Origin of the sequence: Aeromonas sp. R7-1 (genome assembly GCF_040908115.1) — a bacterium.
GTDB classification, from domain to species: domain Bacteria; phylum Pseudomonadota; class Gammaproteobacteria; order Enterobacterales; family Aeromonadaceae; genus Aeromonas; species Aeromonas caviae.
In genome coordinates this window covers 35,097-53,018 of record NZ_JBFODD010000050.1, presented here as the reverse complement: position 1 = coordinate 53,018, position 17,922 = coordinate 35,097, and the positions used below count along the sequence as shown (strand labels likewise).

19 protein-coding genes are annotated in these 17,922 nt (G+C 59.2%); 10 read left to right on the top strand and 9 right to left on the bottom strand.

The genetic code is table 11. From position 1 onward, the window contains the following. Positions 1 to 43 precede the first annotated feature (43 nt). From pyrH to rpsB, 3 genes are all read right to left on the bottom strand, one after another. Positions 44 to 778, bottom strand: a complete 735-nt coding sequence (pyrH, locus tag AB5Y51_RS13945) for a UMP kinase (protein WP_010673405.1) — start codon at positions 776 to 778, stop codon at positions 44 to 46. Positions 779 to 849: 71 nt separating this feature from the next. Then, positions 850 to 1,731 carry a translation elongation factor Ts gene (tsf, locus tag AB5Y51_RS13940; protein WP_010673404.1) on the bottom strand — a complete coding sequence of 294 codons (882 nt, stop codon included), beginning with the start codon at positions 1,729 to 1,731 and terminating at the stop codon, positions 850 to 852. A 104-nt stretch (positions 1,732 to 1,835) separates the two neighbouring features. Beyond that, positions 1,836 to 2,564, bottom strand: a complete 729-nt coding sequence (gene rpsB / locus AB5Y51_RS13935; protein WP_010673403.1) for a 30S ribosomal protein S2 — start codon at positions 2,562 to 2,564, stop codon at positions 1,836 to 1,838. Between the two features lie 358 nt (positions 2,565 to 2,922). On the opposite strand from rpsB, the gene map reads away from it, so the two are divergent. From map to AB5Y51_RS13915, 4 genes are all read left to right on the top strand, one after another. Further along, a complete protein-coding gene (gene map, locus AB5Y51_RS13930; RefSeq protein WP_010673402.1) occupies positions 2,923 to 3,711 on the top strand; it encodes a type I methionyl aminopeptidase in 789 nt (262 codons plus the stop codon). A 64-nt stretch (positions 3,712 to 3,775) separates the two neighbouring features. Then, positions 3,776 to 6,418, top strand: coding sequence for a bifunctional uridylyltransferase/uridylyl-removing protein GlnD (gene glnD / locus AB5Y51_RS13925; RefSeq protein WP_042015535.1), 2,643 nt, complete (start codon positions 3,776 to 3,778; stop codon positions 6,416 to 6,418). 178 nt (positions 6,419 to 6,596) lie between these two features. Further along, a complete protein-coding gene (gene dapD / locus AB5Y51_RS13920; RefSeq protein ID WP_010673400.1) occupies positions 6,597 to 7,424 on the top strand; it encodes a 2,3,4,5-tetrahydropyridine-2,6-dicarboxylate N-succinyltransferase in 828 nt (275 codons plus the stop codon). 271 nt (positions 7,425 to 7,695) lie between these two features. After that, on the top strand, positions 7,696 to 8,079 hold the full coding sequence (locus tag AB5Y51_RS13915) for a DUF3461 family protein (protein WP_039039426.1): 384 nt from the start codon (positions 7,696 to 7,698) through the stop codon (positions 8,077 to 8,079). Positions 8,080 to 8,242: 163 nt separating this feature from the next. On the opposite strand, the gene ptsG is transcribed toward AB5Y51_RS13915, so the two are convergent. The 3 genes from ptsG to AB5Y51_RS13900 all read right to left on the bottom strand — a co-directional run bounded on the left by ptsG (position 8,243) and on the right by AB5Y51_RS13900 (position 12,493). Then, on the bottom strand, positions 8,243 to 9,676 hold the full coding sequence (ptsG, locus tag AB5Y51_RS13910) for a PTS glucose transporter subunit IIBC (protein ID WP_010673398.1): 1,434 nt from the start codon (positions 9,674 to 9,676) through the stop codon (positions 8,243 to 8,245). A 429-nt stretch (positions 9,677 to 10,105) separates the two neighbouring features. Further along, positions 10,106 to 11,080 carry a MalM family protein gene (locus AB5Y51_RS13905; protein ID WP_042015533.1) on the bottom strand — a complete coding sequence of 325 codons (975 nt, stop codon included), beginning with the start codon at positions 11,078 to 11,080 and terminating at the stop codon, positions 10,106 to 10,108. Positions 11,081 to 11,170: 90 nt separating this feature from the next. Beyond that, positions 11,171 to 12,493, bottom strand: coding sequence for a maltoporin (locus AB5Y51_RS13900; RefSeq protein WP_041214686.1), 1,323 nt, complete (start codon positions 12,491 to 12,493; stop codon positions 11,171 to 11,173). A 314-nt stretch (positions 12,494 to 12,807) separates the two neighbouring features. On the opposite strand from AB5Y51_RS13900, the gene AB5Y51_RS13895 reads away from it, so the two are divergent. Then, positions 12,808 to 12,948: a hypothetical protein gene (locus tag AB5Y51_RS13895; RefSeq protein WP_010673395.1), complete on the top strand. Its 141-nt coding sequence runs from the start codon at positions 12,808 to 12,810 to the stop codon at positions 12,946 to 12,948. 71 nt (positions 12,949 to 13,019) lie between these two features. On the opposite strand, the gene AB5Y51_RS13890 is transcribed toward AB5Y51_RS13895, so the two are convergent. From AB5Y51_RS13890 to AB5Y51_RS13880, 3 genes are all read right to left on the bottom strand, one after another. Further along, positions 13,020 to 13,460 carry a flavodoxin gene (locus AB5Y51_RS13890; protein ID WP_368178602.1) on the bottom strand — a complete coding sequence of 147 codons (441 nt, stop codon included), beginning with the start codon at positions 13,458 to 13,460 and terminating at the stop codon, positions 13,020 to 13,022. 184 nt (positions 13,461 to 13,644) lie between these two features. Further along, complete coding sequence (gene truC / locus AB5Y51_RS13885) at positions 13,645 to 14,424, bottom strand: tRNA pseudouridine(65) synthase TruC (protein ID WP_010673393.1); 780 nt, start codon at positions 14,422 to 14,424, stop codon at positions 13,645 to 13,647. Further along, positions 14,421 to 14,756 (bottom strand): YqcC family protein, encoded by a 336-nt coding sequence (locus tag AB5Y51_RS13880; protein WP_010673392.1) that lies wholly within the window; start codon positions 14,754 to 14,756, stop codon positions 14,421 to 14,423. The genes truC and AB5Y51_RS13880 overlap by 4 nt, the downstream gene beginning before the upstream one ends. A 197-nt stretch (positions 14,757 to 14,953) precedes the next feature. Between AB5Y51_RS13880 and AB5Y51_RS13875 the strand changes: the two genes are divergently transcribed. From AB5Y51_RS13875 to AB5Y51_RS13855, 5 genes are all read left to right on the top strand, one after another. Further along, positions 14,954 to 15,982, top strand: a complete 1,029-nt coding sequence (locus AB5Y51_RS13875; RefSeq protein ID WP_368178601.1) for a DUF3549 family protein — start codon at positions 14,954 to 14,956, stop codon at positions 15,980 to 15,982. Between the two features lie 68 nt (positions 15,983 to 16,050). Next, a complete protein-coding gene (locus tag AB5Y51_RS13870; RefSeq protein WP_039039421.1) occupies positions 16,051 to 16,347 on the top strand; it encodes a DUF3301 domain-containing protein in 297 nt (98 codons plus the stop codon). Positions 16,348 to 16,406: 59 nt separating this feature from the next. Beyond that, the gene (locus AB5Y51_RS13865) at positions 16,407 to 16,643 is read left to right on the top strand and encodes a DUF2789 domain-containing protein (RefSeq protein WP_039039420.1); all 237 of its coding nucleotides are present in this window, start codon (positions 16,407 to 16,409) and stop codon (positions 16,641 to 16,643) included. Positions 16,644 to 16,801: 158 nt separating this feature from the next. After that, positions 16,802 to 17,107, top strand: coding sequence for a DNA-binding protein (locus tag AB5Y51_RS13860; protein ID WP_010673388.1), 306 nt, complete (start codon positions 16,802 to 16,804; stop codon positions 17,105 to 17,107). Positions 17,108 to 17,116: 9 nt separating this feature from the next. Continuing rightward, positions 17,117 to 17,902, top strand: coding sequence for a Zn-ribbon-containing protein (locus AB5Y51_RS13855; protein WP_323923435.1), 786 nt, complete (start codon positions 17,117 to 17,119; stop codon positions 17,900 to 17,902). Positions 17,903 to 17,922 lie beyond the last annotated feature (20 nt).

Genomic DNA, 17,922 nt, shown 5'->3' with positions numbered 1-17,922 from the left:
TGACTGGCGTAATGGACAAGCGAGCCTGGGGCTCACACTTGCCTTACTTGCTGGCCTGGTGGATCAGGGTACCTTCCGGCTCACCCATGATCACGCGGCGCAGCGCGCCCGGTTTGTTCATGTTGAACACCCGGATCGGCAGATCGTGGTCGCGGGCCAGGGTAAAAGCAGCAAGATCCATCACTTTGAGTTCTTTTTCAAGAACTTCATCATAACTCAGTTCCTGATAGAGCACGGCATCCGGGTTCTTGACCGGGTCATCGGTGAACACGCCATCGACCTTGGTGGCTTTCAGCACGACGTCGGCTTCGATCTCGATACCGCGCAGGCAGGCTGCCGAGTCGGTGGTAAAGAAGGGGTTGCCGGTACCGGCAGAGAAGATCACCACCTTGCCGGCGCGCAGCTGGCTGATGGCTTCGGCCCAGCTGTAGGAGTCGCAGACCCCTTGCAGGGAGATGGCCGACATCAGGCGGGCATTCACATAAGCACGATGCAGGGCATCACGCATGGCCAGGCCGTTCATGACGGTCGCCAGCATGCCCATGTGGTCACCCACCACGCGATTCATGCCTGCCTTGGCAAGGCCGGCACCACGGAACAGGTTGCCGCCACCGATGACCAGACCGACCTGAACACCCAGCTCAACCAGCTCTTTGATCTCTTGGGCCATCCGTTCCAGCACCGCCGGATCAATGCCGAAACCCTCGGATCCTTGCAGGGCTTCACCACTCAACTTCAGAAGAACACGTCTGTATGCAGGCTTGGGATTGGTACTCATGTCACTGATTCCTGGTCATATAAAGACCGCGACATAAGTCGCGGTCTGGGGAAACGGAAAAACCGGTTCGATTAGGCCTTCTGAGCGGCCGCGATCTGGGCTGCTACTTCAGCAGCGAAGTCGGTCTCTTGCTTCTCGATGCCTTCGCCCACTTCGAAACGGGTGAAGGAAACAACGTCAGCGCCTTCTTTCTTCAGCAGCTCGGCAACGGTCATGGAAGGATCTTTCACGAACGGTTGACCAGTCAGGGAAACCTCACCGGTGAACTTCTTCATGCGGCCTTCAACCATCTTCTCGGCGATCTCTTTCGGCTTGCCGGAGTTGATGGCGATGTCGATCTGGATTTCGCGCTCTTTGGCAACGACTTCAGCAGACACGTCTTCCGGTTTGACGAATTGCGGGCTGTTGGCAGCAACGTGCATGGCCAGATCTTTGGCCAGCTCGTCGGTACCGCCAACCAGCTTGGTGATAACACCGATGCGGGAGCCGTGAACGTAGGTGCCCAGGTTGTCACCTTCAACCAGCATCACGCGACGCAGGTTCATGTTCTCACCGATCTTGGCGATCAGGTTGGTGATGGTCAGCTCGACGGACTCGCCGTTGCCGAAGTCGGCGGCTTTCAGCGCGTCAACGTCAGCGATTTTCTGGGTAGCAGCGATCTCGACGATCTTCTGACCCATGGCCAGGAAACCGGCATCCTTGGAAACGAAGTCAGTCTCGCAGTTCAGCTCGATCATGACGGCAACGTTGCCTTCGGTACGGGCGAAGATCACACCTTCAGCGGCGATACGGCCAGCTTTCTTGGCGGCCTTGGCCTGACCGGATTTACGCATGTTCTCGATAGCCAGCTCGATATCACCGTTGGCTTCTTCCAGCGCTTTTTTGCAATCCATCATGCCAGCGGCGGTGCGCTCGCGCAGTTCTTTTACCAGGGCGGCAGAAATGTTTGCCATGTCCAGTATCCTCGGTCTTGAATTGACAAGAAACAGGGGCCACAAGGGCCCCTGCTAACCAATTACATCAGCTTGGTTAATAAGGGCTTTTCAGTCCTTATCAATTACTCAGCTTCAACGAAGCCATCTTGTTCGGCTTGAACAACGATGTCCTGCTCGCGGGCTTCCAGAACGGTGTCAGCAGCAGCGTTCAGGTACAGCTGTACGGCACGGATAGCGTCGTCGTTACCCGGGATGACATAGTCAACGCCGTCCGGGTTGGAGTTGGTATCAACGATGGAAACTACCGGGATACCCAGGTTGTTGGCTTCTTTGATAGCGATGTGCTCGTGGTCGGCATCGACAACGAACAGAACGTCAGGCAGGCCGCCCATGTTCTTGATACCACCCAGGCTCTTCTCCAGCTTTTCCATTTCGCGAGTACGCATCAGCGCCTCTTTCTTGGTCAGCTTGTCGAAGGTACCGTCTTCGCTCTGGGTTTCCAGATCTTTCAGGCGCTTGATGGACTGACGAACGGTTTTCCAGTTGGTCAGCATGCCGCCCAGCCAGCGGTGGTTAACATAGAACTGGTCGCAACGCTCAGCGGCTTCTTTGACGGCTTCAGACGCGGCACGCTTGGTACCTACGAACAGTACCTTGCCTTTCTTGGCAGCTACGGAGCTGATGAAGTTCATGGCATCGTCAAACATCGGAACGGTTTTTTCCAGGTTGATGATGTGAACTTTGCTGCGGGCGCCGAAGATGTAGGACTTCATTTTCGGGTTCCAGTAACGAGTCTGGTGACCGAAGTGAACGCCGGCTTGCAGCATGTCGCGCATAGAAACTTTAGCCATTTTATACCTCTGTATTGGGGTTAGGCCTCCACACATCCCATATAACCGACCCGTTAAGGCACCCCGGCATATGTGTCGATGTGTGTGTGTTGTTGAGTAAGGGTGATGGCATGAGGACACGAGTTCCCCATTCCGGCGCGCTTTATACCATAACTTTGGTCATGACACCACCAGCCCGGGTGCTAAAAATGGATCCCGGACCATGGTGCGACCGCCTGATGACGTTGCGATGACGATCACACTGGAAGTAAACGGGGGTTGGGGATAAAATTTCGCCCTGATTGCAAACGCATCTATTTTTCATTACCTGGTTGTTGGGCATCGGCAGGATGCGCAATCAGGCCCCAAGAGAGATCCCATGTCCATTAAAATCAAGACACCGGAAGAGATTGAGAAAATGCGTGTCGCCGGCCAGCTGGCCGCCGACGTGCTGGTCATGATCGCCCCCCACGTCAAGGCGGGCGTCACCACAGACGAACTGAATACCCTCTGCCACGATTACATCGTCGACGTGCAGCAGGCCATCCCCGCGCCGCTCAATTACCACGGCTTCCCCAAGTCCATCTGTACTTCGGTGAACGATGTCATCTGCCATGGCATCCCGAACCACAAGAAACTGCGGGAAGGGGACATCATCAATCTGGATATCACCGTCATCAAGGATGGTTATCACGGCGATACCTCCGCCATGTTCATCGTGGGCCAGACCACCCCCCTGCGTCGCCAGCTCTGCAAGGTGGCCCAGGATAGCCTCTATGCCGCCATCAAGCGGGTGCGCCCGGGCATGTGCATCACCGAGATCGGCGCCGTCATCCAGCCCATCGTCGAGCAGGCAGGCTTCTCCGTGGTACGCGACTACTGCGGCCATGGCATCGGTGCCGAGTTCCACGAAGAGCCGCAGATCCTCCACTACCGCAACGGCGGCAAGCTGGAGCTGAAAGCGGGCATGTGCTTCACCATCGAGCCCATGGTCAACAGCAAGAAGTACCACTGCAAGGTCAATCCGAAGGATGGCTGGACCGTCACCACCAAGGACGGCGGCGACTCCGCCCAGTGGGAGCACACCCTGCTGGTGACCGAGGATGGCTGCGAGGTCCTGACCCTGCGCCCCGACGACACTATCGAGCGTTTTATCCGCCACGTTTGACATTCAACCCCGGCCGCGCGCCGGGGTTGCTCTTTACCCGGCCCGACCGAGAGTGTGACATGCCATGGATGCCAGCCTGCTTTCTCCCCATCTGCTCCCAGACGATCAGCTCACCCGTGACAACTGCAAGGAGTACCTGAGCCGCTTTCTCGCCTGGCTGCACGAGCGCTTCGACGCCGGTGACAACATCATCGAACTGGTGGCCACCCGCTCCGAATACATGGACGCGCTGCTGACCAGGCTCTGGCACAAGTTCGGCTTCGACAGGACCGAGCTCACCCTGATCGCGGTAGGCGGCTATGGCCGCGGCGAACTCCATCCCCACTCCGATATCGACCTGCTGATCCTCTACGAAGGAGATGAACTGGACGAGGTGCTGGGGCTTCGCATCGGCGAGTTCATCACCCTCTTGTGGGATCTCAAGCTGGAAGTGGGGCAGTCGGTGCGCAACGTGGCCGAGTGCATCGAGCAGGGCCGCAACGACATCACGGTTGCCACCAACCTCATCGAGGCCCGTTACATCACGGGTCGCCTGGCGGGATTCGAGCAGTTGCAGGCGGCCACCCAGCCCCAGCACTTCTGGCCGAGCGAAGCCTTCTTTCGTGCCAAACGCGAAGAGCAGGCCCTGCGCCACCAGCAGTTTCTCGGCACCGCCTACAAGCTGGAGCCGGATCTCAAGAACAATCCCGGGGGCCTTCGCGACATCCAGACCCTGGCCTGGGTCGCCCGCCGCCACTTCGGCGCCACCACCCTGTTCGAGATGACCAGCCACGGTTTTCTCAACCGGGCCGAGTACCGGGAGCTGCTCGACTGTCAGAACTTCCTGTGGAAGGTGCGCTTCGCCCTGCACATGGCCATCAACAAGGGGGACAACCGTCTCTTGTTCGACCGCCAGCGCACCGTGGCCCAGATGCTGGGGTTCGAGGGGGAAGGTAACGGCCCGGTCGAGCAGATGATGAAGCGTTTCTACCAGACGGTGCGGCGGGTGGCCGAACTCAACGAGATGCTGCTGCAACTCTTTGACGAGGCCATTCTCGGCAACACCGCCATGGACGTGCGCCGCATCAGCGACGAATTCCAGCTGCGCGGCCGCCTCATCGATGCGGTGGACTCCGAGCTGTTCGGCCGGGATCCTGCCGCCATCCTGCGACTCTTCTACCAGATAGCCCAGCACCCGGAGATTGCCGGCATCCACTCCGCCACCTTGCGCCAGTTGCGCGAGGCCAGACGCACCCTCAACTGCTGGCTGCAAGATCTACCCGAGTGCCGCCGTCTCTTCATGGCGCTCCTGCGCCACCCCAACGGCATCGGCCAGCCGCTCACCCTGATGCACAAGTACGGGATCCTCGCGGCCTACCTGCCCCAGTGGAACCTCATCGTCGGCCAGATGCAGTTCGACATGTTCCACGCCTACACGGTGGACGAACATACCCACAGGCTGCTGCAGAACATCCATCGCTTCCCGAATCCGGCCAGCCGCCAGACTCACCCGCTCTGCCACGAGGTGTTCACCCAGTTGCGCAAGCCCGAGCTGCTCAGCATCGCCGCCCTCTTCCACGACATCGCCAAGGGCAGGCGCGGCGATCACTCCGAACTCGGGGCCGTGGATGCGCTGGAGTTCTGCCAGTTGCACGGGCTGGATCGCTATGAGAGCCGACTGGTCGCCTGGCTGGTGCGCCACCATCTGCTGATGTCGGTCACCGCCCAGCGCCGCGACATCTACGACCCGGATGTGGTCACCGACTTCGCCCAGAAGGTGCGGGATGAATTGCACCTCGACCTGCTCTATTGCCTGACCGTGGCCGACATCTGTGCCACGAACGACAGTCTGTGGAACGACTGGAAGGGCACCCTGCTGCGCGAACTCTACTTCGCCACCCAGAAGGCCCTGCGCCAGGGGTTGGAAAACCCGCCGGACATGCGCCTCAAGATCCGTGAAAACCAGCGCCAGGCCAGGCAGATCCTGACCCAGCGCGAGGTGCCACAGGAGGCGGTCACCGCCCTCTGGAACGACTTCAAGGCCGATTACTTCCTGCGCCACAGCCCGGAGCAGATCGCCTGGCACTGCCGCAAGATCATCGCCCACGGTGACAACCCGGCCCCCCTGGTGCTCATCGGCAAGCACCCCATACGGGGCGGTAGCGAGGTGTTCATCTATTGTCGCGATACTCCCAACCTCTTTGCCACCGTGGCCTCGGCGCTGGATCAGAAGAACCTCAGCATCCACGACGCCCAGATCATGAATTCGCGCAACGACTACGTGCTCGACACCTTCATCGTGCTGGAACCGAACGGCGAGCCCATCAGCCCCAACCGTACCGCCACCATCAAGAAGGCGCTGGAGAAAGCCCTTCAGGAGCCGGGCAAGCTGGTGCTGCGCAGCAAGCCCCTGTCCAGACGCCACCGCCAGTTCAGCGTGCCGACCAGGGTGGTCTTCCTGCCCCACAAGGGGGAAAACCGCCACACCCTGCTGGAGCTGACGGCCCTGGACACTCCGGGCCTGCTGGCCCGTATCGGTGCCGTGTTCCAGCAGTGCGGCCTCTCCCTCCATGCAGCCAAGATCACCACCATCGGTGAGCGGGTGGAGGACTTCTTCAGCCTCACCACCCTGGCCGGAGAGCCGCTGAACCCGGAGGAGCAACAGGCCCTCGAGGAGAGGCTGGTCAATCAGCTCAACCCCCAGGAACCGGTTGGCGAGAGTGCCTGACACGCACGGATGAAGCCTCGAAAGAGGCTTTTTGACGTATTGATTCCTCAATCAGAACAAATGGTTGGACCACTCAAGTACAATAAATCGCCCTGATTCTGAAGAAATCGGCGAGAGCCCTTAAAAACGATTGGAAAAGTGTGATACAACAAACAGAATTTTATAAAGGAAACCTGTCATGACCCAGTTGCAACAGACCATCGAAGCGGCCTTCGAGCGCCGTGACTCCATCACCCCCGGCTCCGTCGATGCCGCCACCAAGGCCGCCATTCTGGAAGCCATCGACCTGCTGGACTCCGGCAAAGCCCGGGTTGCCGAGAAGATTGCCGGCGAGTGGGTCGTCCACCAGTGGCTGAAGAAGGCCGTGCTGCTCTCCTTCCGCATCAACGACAACGGCATCATCAAGGGCGACGATGCCCAGTACTACGACAAGGTTCCCCTGAAGTTCTCCAACTACACCGAAGAGCAGTTCAAGGCTGCCGGTGTACGCGTCGTGCCGCCCGCGACTGCGCGCAAAGGCTCCTTCATCGCCCCGAACACAGTGCTGATGCCCTCCTACGTCAACATCGGCGCCTTCGTCGATGAAGGCACCATGGTCGACACCTGGGCCACCGTGGGCTCCTGCGCCCAGATCGGCAAGAACGTGCACCTCTCCGGCGGCGTCGGCATCGGCGGCGTACTGGAGCCACTGCAGGCCAACCCGACCATCATCGAAGACAACTGCTTCATCGGTGCCCGTTCCGAAGTGGTGGAAGGGGTGATCGTCGAGGAGGGCTCCGTCATCTCCATGGGGGTCTTCATCGGCCAGTCCACCCGCATCTATGACCGCGAAACCGGCGAAATCCACTACGGCCGCGTCCCGGCCGGCTCCGTGGTCGTTTCCGGCTCCCTGCCCTCCAAGTGTGGCAAATACAGCCTCTACGCCGCCGTCATCGTCAAGAAGGTGGATGCCAAGACCCGCGCCAAGGTCGGCATCAACGCCCTGCTGCGCTCCATCGACGAGTAATCCACGCCGAGTCATCAAGGGCACCTCTGGTGCCCTTTTTCATGCCCGCTCTCATGGGCGGGCGCCAACTCCCCTGCCCCACCATCACTGCCCTCCCATGAGACGATACCGCTTATGGCAGTGCTGACAAGGCGTTCACCCCTCCCCTTGGCTCATTGATTAAAAAAGACCTTTTTGACACCAATTTGAATTTGGCGCGCCTGTCACAGGCAAGGCGTCCGGACTCGGGTAAGATAGAGGGGTCAGGATCGTTTCAAACCAAGGAAGCCCGATGTACGAGAATCTCAAGAGCCTGGGGATCCAGGAACCCACCTCGGTGGACAGCTACACCCTGCGCCAGGAAGCCAACCACGACATCCTCAAGATCTATTTCAAGAAGCAGAAAGGTGAATTCTTCGCCAAGAGCGTCAAATTCAAATACCCTCGCCAGCGCAAGACCATGCTGGTCGACTCGGGGACCCATGAGTACAAAGATGTCACCGAGATCAACGCCAACCTCAAATACGTGGTGGATGAGCTGGACAATCTGACCCAGGGCGGCCAGCCTTCCGCCGATCCGGACATCAAGCAGAAAATACTGCGCGACTTGCGTCATCTGGAAAAAGTGGTGCAGAACAAGATCAGCGAGATAGAACGGGATCTCGAAAAGCTTTAAGCCGGTCTGATGCAGCAAAGGCGCCCAGGGGCGCCTTTTTCATTGGGTCACACCATGCTGGCGCCGCCAGGAAAGCCCCCGCACATGTCCCGCCACCAAACGCAACCCAGCAAAAAGGGAGGCTTGCGCCTCCCTTTTCGGAACTCGGATATTGGAGCGACAATCAGTTGCTCTTCATCCAGATGTCCATTTCAGTTTTCAGGTTGTCGGACTTGGTGCCGAAGATGGCTTGTACACCGGAACCCGCCACCACCACACCGGCGGCGCCCAGCTTCTTCAGACCAGCCTGGTCAACCTTGGCCACATCCTTCACACCGACACGCAGACGGGTGATGCAGGCGTCCAGAGAGGCGATGTTCTCTTTGCCACCGAAGGCGGAGACCAGTGCAGCAGACATCTCGTCCTTGCTTTGACCGGCAGAGGACTCTTGGGCAGCTTCGTCTTCACGACCCGGGGTTTTCAGGTTCATGGCACGGATGACCACGGTGAAGACCACGTAGTAGATGACTGCGTAGACCAGACCCAGACCCACCAGCAGCAGCATGTTGTCGGCACGCGGAGATTGCACCACGAAGTCGATGAAGCCGTTGGAGAAGGTGTGACCGTGAACGACACCCAGCATGTTGGTCAGCACGTATGCCAGACCGGCCAGCAGAGCGTGGATGGCGTACAGTACCGGGGCCACGAACAGGAAGGAGAATTCGATAGGCTCGGTGATACCGGTCAGGAAGGAGGTCAGGGCAGCAGAAGCCATGATACCTACGATCTTGGCGCGGTTTTCCGGCTTGGCGGAGTGCGCAATGGCGAATGCAGCAGCAGGCAGACCGAACATCTTGAACAGGTAGCCACCCGCCAGCTGACCGAAGCCGTTGCCGGCAGCACGGGAAGCGTCATCAGCAGTCAGGAAGCAGGTCATGATGCCGTGTACGGTTTCACCGGCGGCGTTGACGCAGGTACCAGCCTGATAGAAGAACGGCACGTTCCAGATGTGGTGCAGACCGAACGGGATCAGGGAGCGCTCAACCACGCCGTAGATACCGAAGGCCAGGACCGGGTTCTGGTTGGCAGCCCAGTCGGAGAAGGCACCGATGGCACCACCAATCGGCGGCCAGATGAAGGAGAGCACGACACCCAGACCGATGGAAACAAAACCGGTGATGATGGGCACGGCACGCTTGCCAGCGAAGAAGCCAAGGTACTCTGGCAGCTGGATCTTGTAGAAGCGGTTGAACGCCCAGGCAGCCACGCCACCGGCGAGGATACCACCCAGCACACCGGTATCGATCTTCTCGACACCCATCACAGGCGCCATCACAGTCAGGGTTGCGGTCATGATGCCGTAGCCGACGATGGCGGACAGGCCGGACACACCGTCGTTATTGGTGAAGCCAAGGGCGACGCCCACGGCGAACAGCAGAGCCATCTGGCCGAATACGGAACCACCGGCCTGCTCCATCAGTTGGGAGACGATTTCCGGCAACCAGCTGAAGTGGGCAGCCCCCACCCCCAGCAGAATACCTGCAACGGGCAAGACCGATACGGGCAGCATCAGCGCCTTACCGACCTTTTGCAGATTAGAGAAAGCATTTTTTAACATGTGTGCGCTCCTGAATGGATTTTTTTCCGACAACGACTCAGGGCAGTTTATTGATGACGATGTGCTTCATCCGTCACTGCGCCAAATGCGTTTTCCGGGTTGCTTATTTTGACCAGCAGAATATAACCCAGCGGGGGTGGAAATGCCTCTGTCGGAAACAAGGGAATAATAAATTTGGAGGAGAGATCACAAGATAATAAATAAGCAGAGAGGGGACTGTCTTGAATATTATTTCGTATTGTTATAGCTTCACCGCAAAAAGAAATAAACCATTTCAAAATAAATCACAAAGAAACCAAATAATACCCAACGATACTCACTGTAACCAAATGTAACTTATTGCGGATTTATATTATCCAGTCTACCGATTAAAAAGGCCTCCAACAAGGGAGGCCTCCAATAAATATCGATTTTAATAAACCGAGATATTTAGTTCTTCTGTGAACGTTTCACTGCATCAATAAAGACCGATTTCGCCTTGGTTGAACCGGCACGCTCGGCTTCATTCACGAGTTGCATCGCCTTGTCGATGTCACCGGCCTTCACCGCTTTCTCGATCTGGGCGTTGTAGAAGCTCTCGGTCTCGCTCAGCATGGCGGGAGCCGGTTTGCTCGGCGCTGCGGCAACGGCTGCCGTGGTGGCCGCCGTCGCAGCCACGGCAGTGGTAGCAGGCTTGGCCTGGCTCATCGCCACTTTGTCGGCGTATTCAGGCTTGAACACGGCTTCCAGGCCTTGTCCCTTGGCCATGTCCGTGACCTTTATCTGTACCAGACCCCAGGGCGAATGCGGGATCACGGGGTCCTTGATATCCGGCTCGACCGTGCCGTTGGCACGGGCAAAGGCCTTCGCGGGGTGCAAGATGGTGGTGCTGCCCGCCGTCTCGTTGGCCGGCGCATAGACCACCATATAGGTTTCAGTGGCGGGATTGCCCGGCATGCTGCGGTCCACGAACACACGCCCCTCAATCCTGTCGTTGTCGAGCAGGTGGGCTGGTTGATAGGCAAAGACCGACTCACCCAGCACGCGAGTCACCTTGAACTGGGCATCCAGCATGATCACCTTGGGAACCAGGACCGTCTTGCTGACCTGGGAGGCCAGGGTGATGGCCAGATTGCCGGTATTGGCCGGCAGACGATAAGCGGCAAAATAGCTCATGCCCTCGTCAAACTGATAACTGGGCTGCTTGCCGTCGATGGCCAGCAGCGTCTCGCCTTCCGGCAGGGAGACATAATTGAATTCGTTGAACCCTGTGCAACAACTGGTTGCCTGGGAGAGCGCCTGCTTGGCCTGATCGGCATTACTCAGAATGGAGGCGTGCTCCTGCACGGGCACCACCATGCTACCGGAACAACCGGCCAGCAGCGCGGTAACCATGGCCGCGATAGACATCTTTACCAGTTTCATTCTTCTTATCTCCATAACCCGGTTGCCACATCATGCGAAACAAAACTGCCCCCATAAGGGGGCAGTGACTAACTTAACTGAAGATATTGCTTACCACCAGGCTTCTGCTTGTACGCCAACCTGATAGGTGTCTTTGGAGGTGTTGCCTTCAAAGGCGTTCTGGTCTTCGGTGTTCTTCAGGTAGGTGGCGAACACGCGGATTTCCGGACGGGCCCAGAAGCTGGAGCCGGCAGACCAGGCCTGAGCCAGGGTCAGCTTGTAAGCGCCATCTTTGTCGGTGGTACCGGAAGTGGACTTGTTCTTGTCCTGGAAGTAGCCGCCTTCGAAGATGGTCTTGTTGAAGTCATCCCACTTGTACATCGGGCGAGCGACGACAGACATGGTTTCGTACTTGTCGTTGCCGTTCCACATCTCGTTGCCTACTCCGTAGACCAGCTGGTGACCCATCTCCCAGGAGTTGCCCATCGGGATGACGCCCCAGTTGATAATACGGTAGCCATCGGCACCGGCTTTGGCTTCGGCACCGTACCAGGAGCCGTCACCGTAGAAGGCCATGGTCTTGGAGTAGCCTTCGGTACCGTACTGCAGCACGGTCTTGTTGAAGCCACCGAAGATGCCTTGGGTCAGTTCGGCAGTCAGCATGACGCCGTTCTTCATGTTGTCGTTCTTCAGATCTTTCTGGGCGTCTGTCTCATTGACCAGGGCATACATGGCGCCCACTTCCAGAGAACCGTCCTGCCACAGCGGGATGCCGGCATAACGCACGTCCAGGGTGTTGACGTTCAGATCTTCGTTCTTCTGGTAAACCGGATCGCCGTTGCCATCTACACCGGTCTGGGTGTACTGACCGAAGACATCACCCGCGCTGCGGTCGTTGCGGACCCAGGCCAGGGAGAGCTTGCCAGGACCAGCCTGGATGCCTTCGATACCGGCGCCGGCACCGGAGATGTTCCAGTAGTAGAAGTCAGAGATGTGGATGTCGTGACGTTGGTAGTAACGCTTACCGGCCCACAGGGTGGCTTCCGGCGCGAAGCCCAGCAGCCCCTTGGCTTGCACGTTGAACTGACGCAGGGCGAAGTCGGAATCGCCGTTGCACTGCTTGGCATCGAAGTTACAGACGGTGCCGGTACCTTCCCAGTCGTTGGAGCCGTTGGACGCCATGGCGAACATGGAGTCTACGTAGAAAGTCTTGCCATCTTTGTTGAAGACTTCCTGACCCAGCTGAACTTCGCCGTAGGTATCATTTTCGTTACCCAGACGACCAACCTTGTTGACGTTGTATTTGACCATGTCCCCGTCACCGGAAACACCGACACCTGAACGGAAGTAGCCGTGGAAATCAACGGCGAAGGCGGCTTGGGAAGCCAGGGCTGCGGTTACTGCTGCAGCGATCGGGAGCCACTTTGCTTTCATTTTCATTTTCCTTATTCCCGCTGAGAGGAGTGTGATCCTGATATTCAAGTTCTTATCACCGGAAAAACGTTTTGGTGATAACCGAGGTCGATTATATGTACCCAAATTCCCTGCAAACATGAGCTGATTCACAAAACGATGACAAATCGCACGCCACCCGCAACCGCAGCAACAACAACCCAATAAATTTTCACTTTATGGCATTAAAACCCCATGAACAACAAAAAGAGGAGCAACAACACCAAAGAAAGCGCTTTCAAATATTAATTCGCGACGAGAGTTAAGTGATAAATCCGTGTCGCAGTAGCAAAAACATGACTGAAATCGCTTTCAATGCGGAACTTTTAATTTTTCAATTTGTCGTGGGTGATGATGAATATGGCCAACCGGTTATCATCATTGGCGAGAAAAATAACCGGACGAAAGAGAGGATATATTTGGGGGCTGAGGCGTGACGCCCCAAAAATAAAACACCCCCGTCAGCACACTCACGGAGGTGAATTTATTCTCGGGGAGAAGGGTCTGGCTACAGTCTATTTTCCCAGGTTTTCAACCAGGCCAGCGCTGCCACTTCAGGCTCATCTTCTACCGTCGCATCGATTTCCAGGCGCACAACCAGTGGCTCGGCAGCCAGCTCCTGCAGCAGTTCATCGAGCCGGCGCCCTGCCCCGCAGAAATGTTCATAGCTGCTGTCCCCCATGGCGATGAGGGCATAGCGCCATCCCTTCATATAAGGAGCACGATCGGCCAGCGCCGTGGCGAAAGGTTGCAGATTGGGCGGAATATCCCCCTGCCCCGTGGTGGCGGTCACGATGAGCAGAAAGCGGGAGGCATCGATGTCGGTCAGCGCCGCGTCATCGAAGATCTGGCAGACATGGCCATTGGCTTGCAGGTGATCAGAGAGGGTCTCGGCCACCAGCATGGCAGAGCCGTAGACGGTGCCGACCAGGATGTCGATCTCGGCCATCAGCGACTCCTCAGGGACAGACAATGGGCCCGGCAAGACCGGGATGGGTAGGAAGAGCCCCCCTGAACGGGCGGGGGGCACGCGATTGCGCAGGCGATATCTCGTTGAGCCATAAGTCATTCCTCTGACGTACCTGGGCTACAGCATGCCACAGCCCGGTCAGAGGCAACAGATGGAAAGAGGCTCAGGCGCCGTAGTCTTGCTCGCTGGCAGGCCAGCCCAGACGGGCGAACAGACCCAGCACCTCGGGGCCCAGGGGCGCCTGGATCCGCATCGGCACCTTGAGCACCGGATGCTCGAAGCTCAGACGGTGCGCGATCAGCAGCAGGCGGTCGCACCCGTAATGCTCGCGAAAGAAGCGGTTGTGCCGGCCATCCCCGTGGGTGGTATCACCAACGATGGGGTGGAACAGGTGATCCAGATGGCGGCGCAGCTGGTGCTTGCGCCCCGTCTTGGGAAAGAGGCGGACCAGGCTGTAGCGACTGGTGGGATGCTTCTTGGAGACGGCGAAGGGCAACTCGACCTGATGCAGACGACGAAACGCGGTCACCGCCTCCTGGGCGGGGCGATCCGGGTCGCTGAAGGCATCGGCAATCTTGTCCAGCTGCTCCTTGAGCGGATAGTCGATGAGCCCCTCTTCGGGGGCCCATCCCCGCACCAGTGCCAGGTACTCCTTGTGGACCTGACGGGCAGCAAAGGCCTCGGTCAGGGTGCGGGCCACGGCAGGATCGAGAGCAAACAGCAGCACACCCGAAGTGGGCCTGTCCAGTCGGTGCACGGGGTAGACATGACGACCCCCGATCAGATCCCGGGTCATCTGCATGGCGAAACGGGTCTCGGCCTTGTCGAGCCAACTGCGGTGCACCAGGAGACCGGACGGTTTGTTCACCGCCACCAGCCAGTCATCCTGATAAAGCAGTGTCGGCTGCAAGGCATCCGCTGTCCGGGTCTGCTCGTCCATCATTGTTCGACCACTTTGCCGGAGAGCAGCAGATCGAAACGGGCGATCAGACGAAGCAGGGCCTCGACCTCCGCCAGCTCCTCTTTATAGACCTCACTCGCCATGGGATAGAGGGAGACGCTGGTCGGCAGCGGAGCCTGCAGCAGCACCAGCTGCTCCATGCGCGGGATCAGCACGAACTGCAGCCATTGATCGAAACTCAGGGTATCGACACAGAACGGCAGCTCGCTTGCCAGCGCCTCGCTCCCCGGATGGTCGGCTTGCCAGCGTTCCAGACGTTGCAACTCGGCAGTCAGCTCTCCCAGCAGACCGGCAACCAGCAGATATTGATTCATCTCGCTCACTTCCTCATCGCGGGCCCGGTCTGCGACGGGGCCCCACTCAATACGGCCATCAAAAAGGGGCGCTACTATACACCGACCCCGCAATGGCTGCCATGTTGCCGTCACCTTCATACCCTGCATCACCGCCTCTGGCTATCTGGTGCAGCCCCCTTATAATCGCCCGCATTATCTTCAAGCGGGATCTCTTCATGTCTTCCATCAACACCCTGACCGAGTTTCTGACCCAGGCCGATACCCAGTTCCAGCTGTTCGATCTGGGCCGCCAGGTGCGCCCGCTCCCCAGCGACCTCTTCGTGCGCATCGAGCAGCAGCAGGAGCCCTACCCCTGGCCGTTGCAGCAGCACGCCTGGCTCGGCGTGCACTTCTTCCAGCCGACCGAATCCAGGCACTACCTCTGGTTCCTCAAGTTCGCCCTCGATGAACGTGGCCTGCTCATCTCCAGCGGCCCCAAGCATTTCATGGATCAGGTGGTAGAGACTCTGGGCTACAAGCTCACCGGTGAACTGGACGAAGAGAAGGCCCAGCGTCTGGCGGACAACCCCTACACCTTCCGTCCGGCCGAACCCAAGATGGCCAGTGTGCACGCCAAGCTGGCCCGCCAGCTGGAACAAGCCCCTTCCGCTTACTACGAGGCCCTCTGCCACTATCTGGCGGCGCCGGGGGAAGAGGGGTGGCAGGCCCTGGGACTGCAAGGGTTTGCAGATCTCGCTGAGCGGCTGCAGGTTGAACGCAACCTGGCACTGGTCTGCAAGGCCTTGCCCATGCTGCCGCAGGCCCCTCTTTACGCCCTGTGCCAGAGCCTGGAGAACGCCCCCCTGCCTCCTGCCCTGCAAGGCGCATTGCTGGAGCGCATCGGCAAGGAGCAGGAGTGCGCCGAGCCTGACCCCGAAACCCTGGCCTATCTGTGCCGGGCACTGGCCTCCTGCCCGGGCAACGGACTGCGCACCAACAAGCTGCTGACCCTGCTGCAAACCCGGCCAAGCCCCTCCCTGCTCCTCGCCATCGCTGGCCGCCTCTGGCCCGATCTGAAACACCCCGAACTGCTCGGCCTGTTTCTGGAGCAGCTCGCCCTGCAACCCACCCAGTTCTTCAACCAGGTATTTGCCGAGCTCGTCACGCTACCGGCCTTGCGCAATGATATGCTGGCAAAACTGCGTGACCCCGAACGCAGCGAGGCCCTGGGTCTGGCCATCGGTCGCCTGTTCGCTGCCACCTAGGCCCGGCACGACGGCCCTGTTGCCTGAGGTGAACAGGGCCCCACACACATCACAGAAGGAACCCGCTGATGGGAGAAATGCTTGGGATCTTGCTGCTCGGCCTCGTTGGCTGGGCCTTCTGGCAACAGCGCCGCCAGGCGGAGCTGGCCTGGCAATACATGCGCCGCTACTGCCAGCACCACGACCTGCAACTGCTGTCGCTGGCGCGGACACACCGCGCCCTGGGGCACAAGCCCCTGCGCCTGCTCACCTACTACCAGTTCGAGTTCTCCAGCGACGGAGAGAGCCATTATCAGGGACAGCTCTGCATGCAGGGGCTGCATGTCGCCGGTGTCGAGCTGCCACCCCATCGTCTCCCCTCCTAGATTTGAGAGCACGGGGGCTGGCTATACTCTTCCACAGCCCCCTTCCAAGGAGTACCGACATGGAATTGCTCACCCATGACATGGCCGCCCTGTTTGCCCAGCTGGGGCTGGCCAGTGACGACATCAGCCAGCAGCGTTTTATCCGCGACCATCCCATCGATCGCCATACCCAGTTGCCCGACGCGCCGTTCTGGACTCCTTCCCAGGCAGGCTTTCTGCGCGATGCCCTCAGCCACGACGCCGACTGGGCGGAAGCCATCGACCAGCTGGATGTGATGCTGCGCCAGGGGACCTGATCCCCGCACTCCCGGCGGCCAGCGTTGGGTAGACGCGGAGCCGCCAATCCCCTCCCTCTCGCCACCCACGCCCTTCGCTCCGCTTTCCTGATGGACAGGCTTTGATTAAGCTCTGTGCCACTATCCACCCGCAGCAAGACGGCCGTGCAGGAGCCAAGATGTCAGCCCAAGAGATCATCCAGATAGCCAACGAACTCAGTGCCAGGGGGATCACCCCCTCTACCGCCATGGTCAAGGCCCGCCTCAGCCATCCCGTGCCCATGGCCGAGCTGCTCAAGGTGTTGAGCCAGTGGAAGCAACAACCCCAGCCCGCGGCGACAGCGCCCGCCCCCGCCAGTGCCCCCGAGGCATCCCCCTTGGCCACGGAAAGCGTCACTCTTCAGCAACTGAGCGAACAGCTCGCCCGGCTGGAGCAGAAGGTCGATCGCCTCACCGACCTGCTGCTCAACCAGAAGCCGGATTGACCCATCGCCATGTATATCCTCGAACTCACCTTTGAGTGCTACCGCGATACCTCCCTCGGGGAGGCAGAGCGGGCCATCGTCCACTACCTCGACATGCTGCGCTATCAGGGGCAGATCCTGGGGCGGGAGTTTCCCACCAGCATGCACGAAGGCTATTTCGTCAGCCGGGTGGTCTGCCCGGAGCAGGACAGCCTGCACCCTGACAACCAGAGCGAGCTGGTCACCCTTGCCGAGCAAGGTCTGCACCAGGCGGGCCTGCTCGCCCCCAAACTCCACCTGCAAGGGGCGGATCTGCTCTCGGACAGTACGGACCCGTGCGCAGAGCAGGGAGAGCGCCCCAGCTGGATGTTGCTCTACACCAGCTTCCTGCACAGTTGCTCTCCCCTGCGCTGCGGCGACCACTTCGCTCCCATCCCGCTCTATCGGCTGCCCGCCGTTGCCAACGGTGACCACAAGCAGATCATCAAGTGGCAGGAAGATTGGGAAGCCTGCGATCAGTTGCAGATGAACGGCTCCATCGCCGAACACGCCGCCCTGCACGAAATCGGCGAGGTGGGCAGCCGCCTTCATCGCCGGGGCAGCGATCTCGCCAGACGGCTGGAGGTCCTGAGCGGCATCCCCACCTATTACTATCTCTACCGGGTAGGTGGCCTGAGCGCTGCCGAAGAGCGGGCTCGCCCCTGCCCTGGCTGTGGTGGCCCATGGGCGCTGGCCGCCCCCCTGCACGAGATCTTCGACTTCAGGTGCGAGCCTTGCAGGCTGGTATCCAACCTCTCCTGGGACTTCAAGGAGTAGGTGCCCACCGCGCACAATGG